At 29.7% G+C, this 16428-nt stretch carries 18 protein-coding genes; 11 read left to right on the top strand and 7 right to left on the bottom strand.

Annotated features, from left to right (window positions below):
* The first annotated feature begins 2 nt into the window (after positions 1–2).
* The 10 genes from aroA to AC5SML_RS00435 are packed head-to-tail and all read left to right on the top strand — an operon-like array spanning position 3 to position 9482.
* Positions 3–1331 carry a 3-phosphoshikimate 1-carboxyvinyltransferase gene (gene aroA, locus AC5SML_RS00480; RefSeq protein WP_494617231.1) on the top strand — a complete coding sequence of 443 codons (1329 nt, stop codon included), beginning with the start codon at positions 3–5 and terminating at the stop codon, positions 1329–1331.
* A complete protein-coding gene (locus AC5SML_RS00475; RefSeq protein WP_494617229.1) occupies positions 1328–1981 on the top strand; it encodes a (d)CMP kinase in 654 nt (217 codons plus the stop codon). The genes aroA and AC5SML_RS00475 overlap by 4 nt, the downstream gene beginning before the upstream one ends.
* Complete coding sequence (locus AC5SML_RS00470) at positions 1981–3711, top strand: S1 RNA-binding domain-containing protein (protein WP_006997411.1); 1731 nt, start codon at positions 1981–1983, stop codon at positions 3709–3711. The genes AC5SML_RS00475 and AC5SML_RS00470 overlap by 1 nt, the downstream gene beginning before the upstream one ends.
* Before the next feature lie 3 nt (positions 3712–3714).
* A complete protein-coding gene (locus tag AC5SML_RS00465; protein WP_006997412.1) occupies positions 3715–4005 on the top strand; it encodes an HU family DNA-binding protein in 291 nt (96 codons plus the stop codon).
* Positions 3998–4687, top strand: coding sequence for an orotidine-5'-phosphate decarboxylase (pyrF, locus tag AC5SML_RS00460; protein ID WP_494617228.1), 690 nt, complete (start codon positions 3998–4000; stop codon positions 4685–4687). The genes AC5SML_RS00465 and pyrF overlap by 8 nt, the downstream gene beginning before the upstream one ends.
* Positions 4684–5313, top strand: coding sequence for a phosphoribosylanthranilate isomerase (locus AC5SML_RS00455; RefSeq protein ID WP_494578183.1), 630 nt, complete (start codon positions 4684–4686; stop codon positions 5311–5313). The genes pyrF and AC5SML_RS00455 overlap by 4 nt, the downstream gene beginning before the upstream one ends.
* Positions 5303–6535, top strand: coding sequence for a tryptophan synthase subunit beta (gene trpB / locus AC5SML_RS00450; RefSeq protein WP_271623059.1), 1233 nt, complete (start codon positions 5303–5305; stop codon positions 6533–6535). Before AC5SML_RS00455 ends, trpB begins: the two co-directional genes overlap by 11 nt.
* Before the next feature lies 1 nt (position 6536).
* Entirely contained in the window at positions 6537–7334 is a 798-nt protein-coding gene (gene trpA, locus AC5SML_RS00445) for a tryptophan synthase subunit alpha (protein ID WP_271485508.1), read from the top strand.
* The gene (locus AC5SML_RS00440) at positions 7331–8260 is read left to right on the top strand and encodes an acetyl-CoA carboxylase carboxyl transferase subunit beta (RefSeq protein WP_011281746.1); all 930 of its coding nucleotides are present in this window, start codon (positions 7331–7333) and stop codon (positions 8258–8260) included. The genes trpA and AC5SML_RS00440 overlap by 4 nt, the downstream gene beginning before the upstream one ends.
* The gene (locus AC5SML_RS00435) at positions 8214–9482 is read left to right on the top strand and encodes a bifunctional folylpolyglutamate synthase/dihydrofolate synthase (protein ID WP_011281745.1); all 1269 of its coding nucleotides are present in this window, start codon (positions 8214–8216) and stop codon (positions 9480–9482) included. The genes AC5SML_RS00440 and AC5SML_RS00435 overlap by 47 nt, the downstream gene beginning before the upstream one ends.
* On the opposite strand, the gene AC5SML_RS00430 is transcribed toward AC5SML_RS00435, so the two are convergent.
* The 4 genes from AC5SML_RS00430 to AC5SML_RS00415 form a co-directional block, all read right to left on the bottom strand.
* The gene (locus AC5SML_RS00430) at positions 9479–9796 is read right to left on the bottom strand and encodes a thioredoxin family protein (RefSeq protein WP_011281744.1); all 318 of its coding nucleotides are present in this window, start codon (positions 9794–9796) and stop codon (positions 9479–9481) included. The genes AC5SML_RS00435 and AC5SML_RS00430 overlap by 4 nt on opposite strands.
* A gap of 75 nt (positions 9797–9871) precedes the next feature.
* Positions 9872–11299 carry an exonuclease domain-containing protein gene (locus AC5SML_RS00425; protein ID WP_494574092.1) on the bottom strand — a complete coding sequence of 476 codons (1428 nt, stop codon included), beginning with the start codon at positions 11297–11299 and terminating at the stop codon, positions 9872–9874.
* Position 11300: 1 nt separating this feature from the next.
* On the bottom strand, positions 11301–11990 hold the full coding sequence (locus tag AC5SML_RS00420) for a hypothetical protein (protein WP_041185804.1): 690 nt from the start codon (positions 11988–11990) through the stop codon (positions 11301–11303).
* 37 nt (positions 11991–12027) lie between these two features.
* Positions 12028–13125 carry a DNA recombination protein RmuC gene (locus AC5SML_RS00415; RefSeq protein WP_011281741.1) on the bottom strand — a complete coding sequence of 366 codons (1098 nt, stop codon included), beginning with the start codon at positions 13123–13125 and terminating at the stop codon, positions 12028–12030.
* Between the two features lie 64 nt (positions 13126–13189).
* Here AC5SML_RS00415 and AC5SML_RS00410 point away from each other — a divergent pair, with 64 nt between their 5' ends.
* Positions 13190–13321: a hypothetical protein gene (locus tag AC5SML_RS00410; protein ID WP_269077266.1), complete on the top strand. Its 132-nt coding sequence runs from the start codon at positions 13190–13192 to the stop codon at positions 13319–13321.
* Here AC5SML_RS00410 and hisG read toward each other — a convergent pair.
* The 3 genes from hisG to hisS are packed head-to-tail and all read right to left on the bottom strand — an operon-like array spanning position 13307 to position 16423.
* Positions 13307–13996 (bottom strand): ATP phosphoribosyltransferase, encoded by a 690-nt coding sequence (gene hisG / locus AC5SML_RS00405; protein WP_011281740.1) that lies wholly within the window; start codon positions 13994–13996, stop codon positions 13307–13309. The two genes, AC5SML_RS00410 and hisG, sit on opposite strands and share 15 nt — an antisense overlap.
* Positions 13996–15048: an ATP phosphoribosyltransferase regulatory subunit gene (locus AC5SML_RS00400; RefSeq protein WP_011281739.1), complete on the bottom strand. Its 1053-nt coding sequence runs from the start codon at positions 15046–15048 to the stop codon at positions 13996–13998. Before AC5SML_RS00400 ends, hisG begins: the two co-directional genes overlap by 1 nt.
* Entirely contained in the window at positions 15026–16423 is a 1398-nt protein-coding gene (gene hisS, locus AC5SML_RS00395; protein WP_011281738.1) for a histidine--tRNA ligase, read from the bottom strand. Before hisS ends, AC5SML_RS00400 begins: the two co-directional genes overlap by 23 nt.
* Positions 16424–16428 lie beyond the last annotated feature (5 nt).

Raw genomic sequence — 16428 nt, 5'->3', positions numbered from 1 at the left:
GCATGTCAAAAACACTCATAATTAAAGATAAAATAAAAAAATTTAATAAACAGATACGAGTTAGTGGAGATAAGAGTTTAAGCATAAGATGGGTTCTTTTAGCTTCTCAAGCAATTGGAAAATCAAAAGGTTACAACCTTTTAATGTCAGAAGATGTATTAGCTGCAATTGATAGCATCAAAAAACTTGGCATAAAAGTGTGGATACAAAAAAATTACTGTGAAATAGTAGGCAATGGGATTAATGGCTTTAAATACAATAAAAATTTAACAATAGATGCTAAAAATTCTGGAACACTTGGTAGATTAATTTTAGGTCTTTTAATTAAATCTACAAAAAAAATAAAGATAATTGGTGACAAAAGTTTATCTAAAAGAGATTTTTCAAGAGTAACTACACCTCTAAGAAAATTTGGGGTTAAATTTTATTATAAAATAAAGAATAAACTACCTTTAACAATTCTTGGCACACAATCAGCAAAAGGTATTAAATATTTTGAGAACAAAGGTTCAGCTCAATGCAAAAGTAGTGTAATGCTTGCAGCACTAAATGCATCAGGAACAACCTCTATTAAAGCAAAGAAATCAAGAAATCACACAGAATTACTTTTTAAATATTTAAAAATTCCAATCAAGGTAAGAGAGACTAAAAAGTTTGATTTTATAGATATTAAAAAACCAAAAAAAATTAATGCCTTCAATTATCAAATTCCAGGAGACATAAGTTCCAGTGCTTTTTTTATGGTACTAACAACGCTTGCTGATAATTCAAAACTTTTAATTAAGAATGTAAATATCAATCCTTCTAGAGTGGGAGTTATTACAATCTTAAAAAAAATGGGAGCCAAAATAACACTTGAAAACCAAAAAAATTATAGAGGAGAAAAAATTTCTAATATTTTAATAAAAAGTTCAAAAAAACTTAAAGCTATTAATTGTCCAGTAGAATTAAATAGTAGTGCCATTGATGAATTTTTGGTTATTTTTTTAATTGCCGCAAAAGCAAAAGGTATTTCTTATTTTAAAGACCTTTCAGAACTAAACCAAAAAGAAAGTCCGAGATTAATTTGGGGTTCGAAAATTTTAAATATGATGGGTATAAAAACAGATTTAACAAACGATTCTATTAAGATTTATGGACAGCCTGATTTAGAAATAAAAAAACCAATAACTGTTAAAAACTATCTAAAAGATCATAGAGTTTTTATGATGAGTACAATTGCTGCCTTAACCTTTGGTGGAAAATGGAAAATTCACAATAAAGATTCTATCAACACTTCCTTTCCATCTTTTTTGAAGATAATTAAAAATATAAACCATTCATCACTATGAAGCTTAAAAAAAAAATTAAAATCGCAATAGACTCGCCTGCTGCTGCTGGTGCCGGCACTCAAGCAAAATTAATTTCTAAACATTTTAACTTATTTTATTTAGATACAGGAAAAATTTATAGATTAATTGCAAATATTAAACTTACTCAACCAAATAAGTATAGTCATAGTTTAATAAAAAAAAAGATGCTCAAATTAACTATGAAAGATCTGCAAAATAAAAAATTATTATCAGATGAAGTTGGAACAATGGCATCAATTATATCAAAAGATAAAAACATAAGAAAACTTGTTCATGCATTTCAAATTAAAAGCGCTTATCATCCTCCCAAAAAGTATAATGGATCTTGTTTAGATGGAAGAGACATAACTTATAAGATAATTCCTGATGCTGATTTTAAATTTTTTATAACAGCAAATACTAAGACTAGAGCTTTAAGAAGGTATAAAGAGTTAAAAGGACTAAATAAGAAAATATCTTTTAATGAAGTCCTAAAAAGTATCAAAAACCGTGACAAAAGTGACTATAATAGAAAAGTTTCACCTCTTATGAGAACTCGAGATTCGGTCTTGATTAATACCACGAATTTAACTAAAAGATCATGCTTTTTAAAAATTAAACAAATTATGGATAGGAAACTAAAAGCTTAATGGAAATTTATAAAGACCTTTCAAACCCTGCCTCTAAAGAATTCGAACAATTACTAAATTCACAGTTTACTAAAACAGCAAATCTTGAAGAAGGAAAAATTATTACTGGTGTAGTAAACAAAGTTACGGATAACTTTGTATTTCTTGAAGTACCTGGTTTAAAATCAGAGCCTATCTTGGATATTAATGAATTAAAAAGCATGGGTATGCTTGATAAAGCAAAAGTGGGTGAAAAAATTTCTGTTCTTCTTGAAAGGTTAGAAGATAAAAAAGGTGAAGTACTAGTATCAGCTTCAAAAGCTCAAAAAATTCAAGGTTGGGACAAACTTGTTGAGGCGTATGAAAAAAATGAACCTATCATGGGTAAAATTACTGGTCGTGTTAAAGGTGGATGCATAGTTGAACACATCGATACTGGTTCTTTAATGTTTTTACCTGGATCTCAAATTTCAGATAAACCATTAAAAGACATTAGTCATTTAATGAATGAGCCTCAAAAATTTGCTCTAATAAAATTAGATAAAGTTAGAGGAAACGCATGTGTTTCTAGAAGAGAAATAATCTCTTCATTTAAAAAAGAAGATAAAATTAAAATTGTCGAAAAATTCAAAGTTGGAGATATAATTAAAGGTGCTGAAGTAAAAGGCTACAGTTCATTTGGTTGTTTTTTTAGTGTTAATGGTGAGCTTGATGTTTTAGTTCACTTACAAGAAATTTCTTATTCAAGAGTTAATCACCCTGATGAAGTTTTTACAATCGGCGAGAAACATGACCTTAAAGTAATCAGTGTTGATCTTGAAAAGCTTCAGGTTGGTTGTTCGGTAAAACAGCTTACACCAGACCCTTTTGAAAACATTTCAAATTATGAACTAAACAAAATCTATAAAGTAAAAGTAGTTAAGCTTATGGACTTTGGAGCTTTTTGTGAGCTTGAAAAAGGATTATCAACTTTATTGCACTCAAGTGAATTAAGTTGGACTAAAAAAAATATTTCTGCAAAAAAAATGTTTAAAGTTGGAGATGAAATTGATTGTGTAATCACTGAAATTGATAAAGAAAAAAGAAGAGTGGCAATATCTCACCGTTTAACAACTGATAACCCTTTTGAAACATTTGAAAAAACTTACCCAATTGGATCTGAGGTTGAGGGTGAAGTTGCAAGTAAAAATGAATATTCTATTTTCTTAAAAGTTGATGGCTTAGATATTGATGCTTTCTTGCATTGTAATGATTTAACTTACCTAAATAATGGTGAAGAAGAATTAGCTAAATATAAAATTGGCGATAAATTAAAAGTTAAAGTATTAGAAGTAAAAGCAGCAGAACAAAAAGTTAGAGTTGGTTTACGTCAAACTCAACCAGACCCTTTTGATTGGTTTAATGATAAAAAGGTTAAACAAACTATCACTGTTAAGATTATTTCAACTGACAACAAAGGTCTTGTTGTAAGACCTGAAGGCTGTGAAATGGACTTCATTATTAAAAAATCTGCAATAGCTATTAATGCTGCTGATGCAAGACCTGCTAGATTTACAGGTGGAGAAAGAATTGACTGTGCTATTCAAGAGTTAGATATAGATAAAAGAAAAGCAACATTAAGTATTAAACTTTTAGAAGAAATTGAGCGTAAAGTTGCACTAGATACTTATGGTTCTGAAGCAAGTGGTAAAAACTTACCTTTCTCATCATTATCTGATGATTTAGAGAAAAAGAAAAAAGAAGACGAATAAAAATTGGCTATTGTAAAATCAAAGCTTCTAAAACAACTCGCTAATAACTACCCAAATTTTTTAAAAAAAGACCTAGAAAAGTTTACTGATATTATTCTTACTGAAATAAAGCAGGCCCTTAAACGAGGAGATCGTGTTGAATTAAGAGGTTTTGGAATGTTCTCTACTAATATTCAAAAAGCAAGAATATCAAGAAATCCCAAAACGGGAGAGAAAGTGAATACACCTGAAAAAAAAACAATTCACTTTAAAATGTCTAAGGAAATGTTTAAAAAATTAAACAATGATGAATAAAAATATCTTTGTTGCTTGTGATACATCAAGCTTAAAAGAAATACAAAAAATAATTAGCGATACGAAAACTAATAAACTTCAAATAATTCCAAAATTTGGCTTACAGTTCTTTTATTCAAAAAGTGGGAGAGCTTTTCTTCAAAATTTTAAGAGAGATTATTTCTTAGATTTAAAAATAAATGATATTCCACAAACTGCTTTATCTGCAATGGATAGTTTAAAAGATTTAAAGAGATGTAAGTATATTACAGTTCATGTAAGCGGTGGCCTTGAAATGCTTAAAGCTATTACAAAAAAAGCTAAATCAATTAACAAAAATTTAAAAGTATTAGGAGTTACAATTTTAACAAGCCTTAACAAAAAATCTCTTGAAGAAATTGGTCACACCAAGACCGTAGAGCAGTTAGTATTAAAACAAGCTGGTCTTATAAAAAAATCAGGTGCAGCTGGAATTGTGTGTTCTGCACAAGAAGCAAAAATAGTTAGGAAAAAATACAAAAATTTATTTATTGTTACGCCAGGAATAAGGCTACCTGGAGATGATGCAAATGATCAATCTAGAGTAACGACTCCTAATGATGCTTTTAAAAATAAAGTTTCTGGTATTGTAATGGGAAGGTCATTAATAAAGGGTAATATCAAAAACAATATTAAAAGATTAATTAATCACTTAAATCAATGATCCAACCCTGCAAGATTTGTGGGATCTCCGACTCTAAAACTTTAGAATTTTTAACTTCCCATCCTACTCCACCTAAGATGATAGGGTTTATTTGTAATTGGCCTAAATCAAAAAGATTTGTTGAACACAACAAGCTTAAAAAGCTATTAAAAGTTGATAAAAAAAAATCAGAATATGTTGCTGTATTAGTTAAACCTAATGAAGATATATTAGAAAAAATAAAGGATTTACCATTCGATTATTATCAACTTTATGATTGTACACCTACTGAAGTTAAATCAGTTAAAGAAAAATATAATAAGAAAATTATCGTTGCGATAACTGTAAAAGATCAAAATGACACAGTTAAATATTTAGAATATAATGAGCTTGCAGATATAATATTATTCGACAGTAAAGGTTATGAAAAAAGCATGTCCTTTGATCATCAATTGATTAAAAATATTAAAATTAATAAAGAATTGATGCTTGCTGGGAATATTCAAATTGAAGATAACCTTGAAAATTATAAAGAAATAGCAGACATTATAGATATTTCTGGAGGTCTAGAAACATCTGGATTAAAAGATATTTCAAAAATAAATATTTTTTTAAATAAAATTAAATTAATTAACAATGAAACTTAAAAAAAAGATTCCTTTAATCGATCAGCACAACAAAAATGGATTTTGGGGTGGTAAATTTGGTGGTAATTTTATACCTGAAACTTTAAAAAAGCCTATTGAAGATTTAACTGAACTTTTTGAAAAACTTAGATACGATAAGAAATTTCTTAAAGAAAGAGACTATTATTTCAAGAATTATATAGGCTCTCCTACTTCATTTGTTAAACTTCAAAACCTATCAGATCACTTAAGTGGAGCTCAAATATATGCCAAAATGGTGTCAGAAGCGAACGGAGGAGCTCATAAAATTTATAATGCAACAGTTCATTGCCTTATTGCTAAAAAAGCAGGGAAAAAATATGTCGTTGGTGATACGGGCGCAGGTTATGCTGGAAAGATGCTGAGTATGGCTGCTAAAAAATTTGGCCTTAAATGCAAAATATTCATGGGTGCAAAGGATATTAAAAGACAAAAGCCTAATGTAGATGCGATGAAAAAGAATGGTGCAGAAGTTGTACCCGTTTATTCAGGAAGCCAAACATTAGTAGATGCTGTTAGTGAATGCATGCGTTATTGGGTTTCAAATTGCGATAACACCCATATGTGTGTTGGATCAACAGTAGGCCCTAATATATTTGTTAAAATTTGTGGCTGGAGTACAGCTCAAATTTCAAGAGAATTAAAAGTTCAAATTCAGTCAGAATTTAAAAAGATGCCTAAAAAAATTAAACTCATTAATTGTGTTGGAGGTGGAAGTTCAGCTTATGGGTTTTGGAGTGAGTTTATTGATTATGACAAAAAACAGATTGAATTAATTGGTGTTGAAGCTGGTGGACCAAAAAATTCAAAACTACATGCAGCACCTCTAACTAATGGAGCTAAACTTGGGATATTGCATGGAGCTGCAGCTTATGTTTGTCAAAATAGTGAAGGACAAATTAACGATACCGCTTCTATTTCTGCTGGATTAGATTATCCTGGGGTATCCCCTATTCACTGCTTCTTAAAAGATACTAAAAGAGCAAGATATACATCTGCAACTGATGAGGCGGCTTTAAATGCATACAAACTAGTTACAAAACTTGAAAAAATAAACCCAAGTCTTGAACCTAGTCATGCTTTTGCTGAAGCTATAAAAATTGCTCCAAAATTAAACAAAGATACTATCATTATTGTTAATTCTTGTGGTGATGCCAAAAAGGATCGTGATATTTTAAAAGAAAGATTGGGAAAAATTAACTAAGATGTCATTAATCAACTTAGCATTTAAAAAAGTAAAAACTGAAAAGAGACCTGCATTACTAACTTACACGGTAGCTGGAGATAGTACTAAAAAGAAGTCTCTTGAGATATTAAAATCAATTGCAAAATATGCTGACATTTGCGAAATAGGATTTCCTCATAACACTCCAATTGCAGATGGTGGACAGATTCAATCAAGCGCTTATAGAGCTTTGAAAAATGGTATCAAAATTAAAGATGTTTTTTCAATAGTTAAAAATTTTAAAAAATCAAAACAATCAAAACCCGTAATATTGATGGGTTATTATAATATGATTTATCAATATGGAGATAATAACTTTATAAATATTTGTAAAAAAGTAGGAGTAGATGGATTAATTGTTGTTGACCTTCCTTATCCAGAAAATAAAGAATTTGCAAAAAAATGTAAGAAAAAAGATATTAGTTTTATTCAATTAGTATCTCCTACTACGTCTCTAGATAGAATGAAAAAAATTATAAGAGACTCACATGATATGGTCTATTATATCAGTATGCTCTCAACAACTGGTGGCAAGCTAAAGGTTTCGCCTAAAAAAATTTTAGAGCGTTATAGTAAAATTAAAAAACTTAACAAGAATAAAAATATTGTAATAGGCTTTGGGATCACTGAAAAAACCATAGCATCTTTAAGAAAGGCTGATGGATTAGTGGTTGGCAGTGCTTTATGTAAAGAAATATCAAATTCTATTAAAAAACGCCAAAATCCTGTCACAAATGTAACTAATATTGTGTTAAAGTTAAGAAAAAAAATAGCATGAATTGGATTAAAAAAACTTTAAGATTTGGTGAAAAGATTAAAACCATCATTAAAGCACGTGCAACCAAAACAGAGATAGCTAATAGTGACTGGACCTCATGTTGTAAAGGGCCAATCTTAAAAAAAGATTTAGAAGAAAACTTATGGGTTTGCCCATCTTGTAACAAACACCACAGAATAAGCCCACGTCAGAGATTTGACATTATATTTGGCAAAAATAATTATGAAGTTTTAAAAACTCCAATTCCTCAAGATGACCCTTTAAATTGGAATGATGCAAAACCTTATAAAGATAGATTAAAAGCTGCTAGAAAAAAAACTGGCATGGATTGTGGAATGATGGTTGTTAATACTAATATTCTAAATTTAAAAATCACAGCGATTGCATCTGATTTTGATTTTGTAGGTGGCTCAATTGGTGCTGCAGAAGGTGAAGCTTTTTTATACGGAATTCAACATGCAATAGAAAATGAACAACCTTTTGTAGTGTTTACTTCTGGTGGCGGAATGAGAATGATGGAAAGTCTTATATCTTTAAGTCAAATGACAAGGACGACACTTGCAATTAACGAACTAAAGAAAAATAATTTACCCTATATTGTTGTTCTAACTGATCCAACTGCTGGTGGTATTACAGCATCATATGCAATGTTAGGTGATCTGCACTTAGCAGAACCAGGAGCTCTTATAGCTTTTGCAGGAGCAAGAGTAATTCAAGGCACTGTAAGAGAAGAGTTACCAGAAGGCTTTCAAAGAAGTGAGTATGTAGAAAAAACTGGCTTTGTAGATTTAATTGTAGAGAGAAAAGACTTAAGAGAAAAAATTGGATCATTATTATCAATATTGTTAAAGAAAAATTCTGCTATAAATTCATCAGAAAATGAAACTTCAGAAGATAGTAGAGCGCTTACAAAAGCTGCATCCTAAAGAGATTGATCTAAGTCTAGATCGAACTAAAAATCTTTTAGAAAAATTAGGCAATCCTCAAGATCAAATTAACTGCATTTCTATTGTTGGCACGAACGGAAAATTTTCAACTATCCAGGCACTTTATGCAATTTTAAAAGAGGCTGATTATAAATGTAATATTTATACCAGTCCTCACATTCAAAAAATTAATGAGAGATTTGTCTTTAACAATAAGCCTCTAACAGATGATGAATTAGCCAATCTTTTTTCTGAAGTAGAAGAAGCTAATAATCAAACACAAATCACTTTCTTTGAAATTTTAACGGTTGCTTATTTTCATTATGCAAAGAAATACCCTGAAAACATTAACTTAATTGAGTCAGGTCTATTTCATAGATTTGATGCAACCAATATTTTAAAAAAAAACTTAGCTAGTATTGTAACAGCTATTGGTCTGGATCACTTAGACTGGCTTCCAAAAGAAGAGCAAACAGTTGAAAAAATAATATTTGAGAAAACATCCACTTTGTTAAACTCTAAAATCGTAGTTGCAAAACAAAGTTCAAATGAAATAAGCAAAAGTATTGAAAATACAATTAAAGACAATACTTCTAAAAAAATAATCTTTAATAAAAATTATAATTTTACATTAAAAGAAAATGATTTTTTTTATTTTGAGGATGAATTTGGTGCTCTTAAACTTCCAAAACCTAATTTGCCTGGAGAATTTCAATTAGAAAATGTCTCTACGGCAATTGCAACTGTTAGACAATTAACAGACTATAAAATAACTGATGAACATATTAAGAGTGGTATTACTAAAATAGAAAGTATCGCACGACTACAAGAATTAAAATCTGGAAAATTAAAAGATTTAACTAGTAATAATTTATTATTTGTTGATGGATCTCATAACCCACTTGGCGCAAAGGTATTAAATGAATATCTTCAAAGTCTAAATTGTAACAAACATATTATTTTAGGGATGATGGCCAACAAAGACCACAATGAATATATGAGTTACTTTAAAGATATTAAATCATTAACAACAATTGACATTCCAAATCAACCCAATGCTATTAAGGGAAGTGAACTTAAAGAGAAAATTAAAAATTTTGAAAATATTAATTATAAAAATTCTATTGAGGAAGCAATTAGCTCAATTGATCTTCAAGAAAATGATATTATTTTAATTACAGGTTCTTTGTATCTTGCAGGAGAAGTTTTAAACTTAAACTAGATATTCTTATCTAGAAATTCTTTCATTTGACTTTCAGCAACTCCACCAACTTTTCTGTCTACTTCAACACCTTTTTTGTAAACAATAACAGTAGGTACACCTCTTACACCAGCAGCTGAACCTGTGTTAATTCCACCATTTTCTATGTCAGCATAATAAAAGTTTGCTTTATCTTTGTAGCTATCTGAAAACTTATCCATGATGGGTTTAAGGCTCTTGCACGGAGCACACCATTCTGCAGAAAATTGAACTACAGAGATATCTTCATTCTTAATTTTTGTTTCAAATTCTTCGTCTTTAAAATCAATAAGCATGATTCATATATAAATTCTTATTAGATTTATTCAATATGTAAAAAATGATTTTTTTAGTTAATTAACAGAGACTTATTATGCTTGTTCGTATTTTTTTTGAATACCTTCTACGAACTCATTAATTTCGTCTAGAAACTTCAGCTTTTTCTCATCTTTTTCGTTTGTATATCTATCTCTTAAATTATCACACTCAAAATAAAATTCTTTGCATGTCCACCATTTTTCTTTTTCATCACTTAATATTCTTTCGGCTATTCCACGCTTAATAGTCTTAAACATATCAGGTGGAAGTGTCTCAGGTGATTCTTGATATATTATCTTTTTTCCAAAGCTTACCATTCTCTCGTCTTCAAATTTATCTAATAATATTAATTTATCTTTCCAAGAAGCTGCATGCCATTTTGGAAATAAAGCTGTATCTTTTTGAGGAGTAAATTTTTTATAAATTGTCTCTTCTGCCAGTAAATCAACTTGTGAATCGAATTGTGCTTTTTCTTCAGCTGTTTCTCGTAATGCGGTTAAAACATTTTGAGAAAATCTCTCATTACTGTTTACTAATTTTGCACGCTCTTTAATTAGATCAGGATCAAGATTACTATATGGTTCAACTTGTAGTCCATAACTTGCGTCTAGAATTATAGGAGCTTTATTTGATCGTATAGTTCTTAAAAACTTTAATTTTTTAATAGCACTTTTAAGTTCAGAAATTGACATATCAAATAATGGAATAGGATCAATTTTAAGGTCAAAAGCTTGGCCCCATTGATAGATTGGGTGAATACAATGTTTTGGGTGAAGTGGTGCAACTACAAATCTATAATTTTTACCAAAATGATATTCAGCTAATGTAAACATTTTTTCTGTTTTAAATATTGTTTCTGTATCGCTCTTGTTTGCTGTTCTTAAAAATGTATCCCAAGTTTGAGGCTGATTTTTTTTAATTAATCCTAAAACCTTAACGGTTAGTTCTGCATCAAATAAAGCTGAGTGAGCACCACTTGATTCAAAACCATTCATTCTAGCTAACGATTCTAGTTTCATGACCGCATTCCCTTTTGCATTTATTTCAGTTTTTACAACACTTTCATCTACTGCATGAGCGCCTCTTGCAATGTTTAAACCATCATGTCTTTTGTTAGGAGTTGCGTTAGTGATATAAGGATATCTAATTCCTCTAAAGAATTCATTTCTTATCATTTCATCATCAAAGCCAATATTTGACCAACCCATAAACATTGCTGGGCTCCATTTTTTAAATGTTGCTTCTAACTGAGATAACATTTGGTAGTGACTTAAATTTCCTTTGGTTAATAAATCAACGCTAGTTTTGTTAACTATTAAAGCCATTGCTTGAGGAACTTCTCCTTCTGGCAATCTACATCTAAAATTAAAACGATCTAATTCTTTAAAATTTGGGTCAACTAAAATGCCACCTACTTCAATAATGCTTCCCCATGAAGTATTAGCGCTACTAGATTCGATATCCCATATTGCAAGGTTCATATTAGTTCATATTCCTTTGGTGATAGTATTGTTCGACTTTTTCTAAAAACTTATTTTGATATTCTTCTAGTTTAACACCTTGAATTCTAAAATCTTGGAATAAATTATCAACCGTACATAGCAGGACAATTCCTTGAGTGATATTTGAGTTATGAACAACGTTATGAGCTAATGAATAAGCCCCTAATTGAAGGTAATAGTCCTCAATCCACTCTTCTTTTTTCGGTTTGTTGGACTGTTTAAAATCAATGATAGTTTCTTGTCCCTCGTACACTCCACAAGCATCACATGTACCCGCATATTTTCCTGGATAATATAATGTTGCTTCAGTACCATAAATTTCTGACAATTTTCCTTTTATACCTTGTTCAATAATTTCATCTGCCATTTTTTTGGATTTACTAGCCTCTTCTTCTAATAGCTCTAAATTTAATTGACCTAATAAATATTTTTCTAAATGAGAATGCATCGATGTTCCTCTACTTGAAGCATCATTTTTAATTCTATTAGCTTCAGCAGCGCCCACTCTTGCTTTCCAATTTGCAAGAGATGCTTTTTTTTCTTCACTTTGTGTTGCTTGTAATATGGAAGTTACTGATGGAAGTTTTTCTTGATTTACAGCATACATTCTTGAGCCACTAACCATTGATCTCATAGATTTTGGATAAGTAAATTTATTATTCCACTGCATATAGTTTGTTATAAGGGGTATTGAAGGAAAAATGAAATTAATTTTTGGCTTGTTTTGAATGGTCAACAAATTTTTCTACATTTTCTGTTTGAACAGCTTTATCAACTTGTTCGGGATCTTTAATATTTTCTAGGCTTCTGCTGATCGATCTTGCATCTGTTCCAAACTTATCAACAACAATCATTGCTTCTTCTAATTTTTTTCTAAGAGCAATTATATTATCAAAGTGTTTTCCAAATCTTGAGCTAATTGTTTTTAGATGATCGTAAATTTCAGTTGCGCCCTTTTGAACTTTTAGAGATTGAAAGCCCATGTGTAATGATTGTAAATAAGCAGAAAGAGTATTTGGACCACAGATTACAACTTTATGTTTTTTCATTAATTCTTGAGTTAATAACTCTTTAGTAGTTGGATCTTGGTATTCAGTTAGCTCTTTATATAAACTTTCAGTCGGTGCATAAACTATTGCAAAATCTGTTGTCTTTGGTGGAACAATATATTTTTCATTAACACTTTTAGCTTTAGCTTTAAATGCAGTCGCTAATTTTGCTCTTGCATCTGCAACAGCTCTTTTATCATCCGCGTCATAACCATCGGTAATAGCTTTAAATTTTTCTACTGGAAAGTGAGAATCTACTGGTACTAAAACATCACCCTGAAGCTTAATTGCAAATTCAACATTTTCACTTGTGTCCTCTTTCATCTTAACGTTAGTCATGAATTGAGAAGCAGGTAATAAGTCTTTAATCAGTGCATCTAATGAAAACTCCGCAAGAGTTCCATATTTTTTAACTCCAGCTAAAATTTTTGTTATACCTTCTTGGCTTTTATTTAATAATTCGACCTGACTGTTGAAGTTTCCTACTTTTTCATCAACTTTTGTTAAAGCTTCTGTCATATCTTTAGTCACCCCAGTTGATAGAGCGGTAAATGAAGTCGACATTGAACCAAGTGAAGTATTAATAGTAGTATTTAAGGTATCTTTTAATGAAGTAATTTCTGTCTTTAAATTGGCCATCTCTTCAGCTTCTTTATTTTCGCTCTCATCTTTTGGCTTAGATCTTAAGTTCAGATAAAGGATTGCTAAAGCAACTCCTAGTAATAAGACTAAAACTGTTAATAAAATTATGTCCATGATTCTATGAGATATTTTATAGTAAAAATTTGATTTATATATGTAATTATTTAAAACTGTCTCTATGGAATTAATCTTAGTATTAAAAATACTACTTATTACAGGAACTATAGTTACGGCTTATGCAGTACTTAGAAACCTTGATATTATTAAGATTATTTTAATTTACGTTAAGGATACTCTACTTAGAAAGTAGCTTAACTAATTTTTTAACTAGACTATTTTTTAAAGAAGATTTTGAAGCCATCATGCAGGCTTCTGACTTTAAAATTTCGCCATCTTTAAGAATTCTAAGATTATTCGCTCTCAGAGTTTCACCAGATGAAGTAATATCGGTTATAATTTCAGATGACCCTGTAAAAGGATATGCTTCAGTTGCACCTAAACTACTAACTAACTTAAATTGAGTAACTCCTTTTGAAAACAAAAACTCTCTTGTTAAATTAGGATATTTCGTTGCCACTCTTAATCTTTTTTTCTTTTTATCTTTAAATTCAAAAGCAATTTCTTCTAAATCAGCAACTGTTTGAACATCAATCCAAGGGTCTGGGATAGCAACAACCAATGTTGCTTTACCAAATCCATAATTCTTAACAACACTTATCTTTTTTTGAATATTTACTTCACTTTCTTTTAATAAATCAAATCCAGAAAAGCCAAGATCTAAAGAGCCATCTCCAAGTCTTTCAACTATCTCTCTTGCATGAAGATATAATACTTTAACATTATTTAAGTTTTTAATAGATCCTAATAAATCTCTTTCACCTCTTTCTGAGACTAAATTTAATTTATTTTTTTTAAATATCTTTAAGATATCAGCTCTTAATCTACCTTTACTTGGAATTCCAATATTAATAATATTTTTTGTCATTAGTAGTTTAAATTTAAAGCAGCTCCTACTGCTGGAACTTGTTTTTTAGATCCAAGGTCTGAAATTAGTTTGTCGTATCTTCCACCATTGATTACATTAATATTTTTAGATTTAGATTTAATATCGATTTTAAATACCATGCCTGTATAATATTCTAATTGACGCCCAAAAGACGCTGAGAACTCTACATTTAATTTTTGAATTTTATTTAATGAAGTTGGGAAATATTTTTGATCCACAACTAAATTAATTTTATTTTTTTTAAAAAAAATATTAAGGTTTTCAGCAGCTTGTCCTATTGGACAGTTAATTTTTAAAAACTCTTTAATAATTTTTGAAACGTTTTTACCTCTACTAGCTCTTCTTGGATCTTTAATCTTGTTATCAAATCTCTTTAAAATCTCTTCAATTGATCGTCCAGCAACTATTGTTTGCTGATTATCTTTTAACATTTTTAAATATCTCTTTTTATCAACTTCAACAATCGTTGGGTCTACATCAGAGTTTGTCTCTAATCTTTTTAATAAGTCATTGAAGTATTCTTCTCTCCAAAAATGTCTTGAAAGTCTTAATTTCCATCTTTTTGGGATATCTAGCTTTGAAATTAATAAATTGAAAATCTCAACGTTACCAATTTTTAAAGTTCCTGATGAATATTGTAAATTAGATAGAGATTTTAAGGCTGTATTAATAATTTCCTTATCATCTTTCTTTTCATCTTTAGAGCCAATAATCTCAAAGCCAACTTGGTCTCTAATAATAGAATCTCTTTTATTATTTGATTTTCTATAGGCCTGACCGCTATAAAATATTTTCTCTTTTCCTTTAAGATTATTTTCTAAGTATCTTAAACATGATGCAATAGTTAGATCGGGTCTAAGACAAAGCTCACTACCATTTTGATCAGTAAATGAAAAAATAAACTTTCTAAAATTTTCCCCAGATCGTTGAACGATATGATTGGCCTCAATTACTGAAGGTAAATCAATATATTTAAATCCTTTAGATTTAACCGATCTAAGAATTTTTTCAGATAAATTTTTTGATTTCATTAATTAAATTTTCTTTTGGGAACGTTAACTGATTGTTTTCACCTTTAACTCCTAAAAGGTTTTTTAAAGTAATCGTATTATCTTTAAATTCATTTTCACCACAAATAACAGCTACCGGGCATTGTTTTTTATTTGCGTACGTTAATTGTTTGCCTAAATTTTTTTTACTATCTAAAAATATTTCAGAGTTAATATTATTATCTCTTAAAACTTTTAAAATCTCATAATAATTTTTTAAATACTTTTCGTCCATTACACAAATAATGACTGGTTTTTTTTCATCCACTTCAATTTGATCAAGTTGCATCATTGCAAATAATAATCGGTCAACACCAAAGCTCATTCCAGTTCCTGGAATATCAACTCCCTTAAATCTTGAAATTAATTTATTATATTGTCCACCTGAACAAATACTTCCTATATCAACTTCTTTACCTTTGCTGTTTTTTGCTTTGAAATTTAAATTGGTTTCAACACAAAACCCATCATAATAAGCAAGCCCTCTTACAATTGTAAAGTTTGTCTTTATTTGATCTAAATAATCTCCATAACTTACTATTTCTAATAAATCTTCTAATTCTTTAATTCCTTCTTGAGATAAAGGATTTTTTAAATTTTCTTTTAATTCTTTTAAATCTTTTACTTTTAAGAAATTGATTATTTGTGAAGCTTGATCATCTGTTAAGTTAGCACCCTTTGTAACAGCTCCACTTGCATCTACTCTTTCTTCTTTTAATAAATCTTCAACTCCTCTTAAACCAAAGCCAGGCTTATCTAATTTATCTATTGCTCTCATAACCTTTATCTTCTTATCATCGGATATTTTAAGGTCTTCAATTAAACCTTGAACAATTTTTCTATTACTAATGTTAACAACGAACTGATCTTTTTTTAAACCACAGGCAAGAAGTGTACTTGCAATCAAATTACATAGTTCAGCATTTGCTTGGGCTGGGTTAACGTTACCAACTATATCAGCATCACATTGTAAAAAGCTTCTATAACGAGCATTACCCGCTTTTTCGTTTCTCCAGACATCACCCATTTGATATCTTTTATAAGGTAAGGGTAATTCCTGATTATTTTGAGCAACAAATCTAGCTAGTGGACTTGATAAATCATATCTAAGTGTAATATTTTTCTCCCCATCTTTGAATGAGAATACGTCAGACATAGGATTACTATCATCATCTGCAAGAAATGATCCTATGTTCTCTGAAATTTCAAATGAAGGCGTTTCAAGAGCACCAAAACCAAATTTTACAAAATTAGCTTCAATAGTATTAATTAACTTTTTCTTGAGAATTAATTTTTTGCCCCATCGATCTTCAAATCCTGAGGGTAACCCAGGAATTAGTTTATTTTCTTTATTCATCTTTT

Source organism: Candidatus Pelagibacter sp. PS_17, from assembly GCF_059417945.1.
The sequence above is the reverse complement of the archived record's forward strand: the minus strand, read 5'-3'. Positions and strand labels throughout refer to the sequence as shown.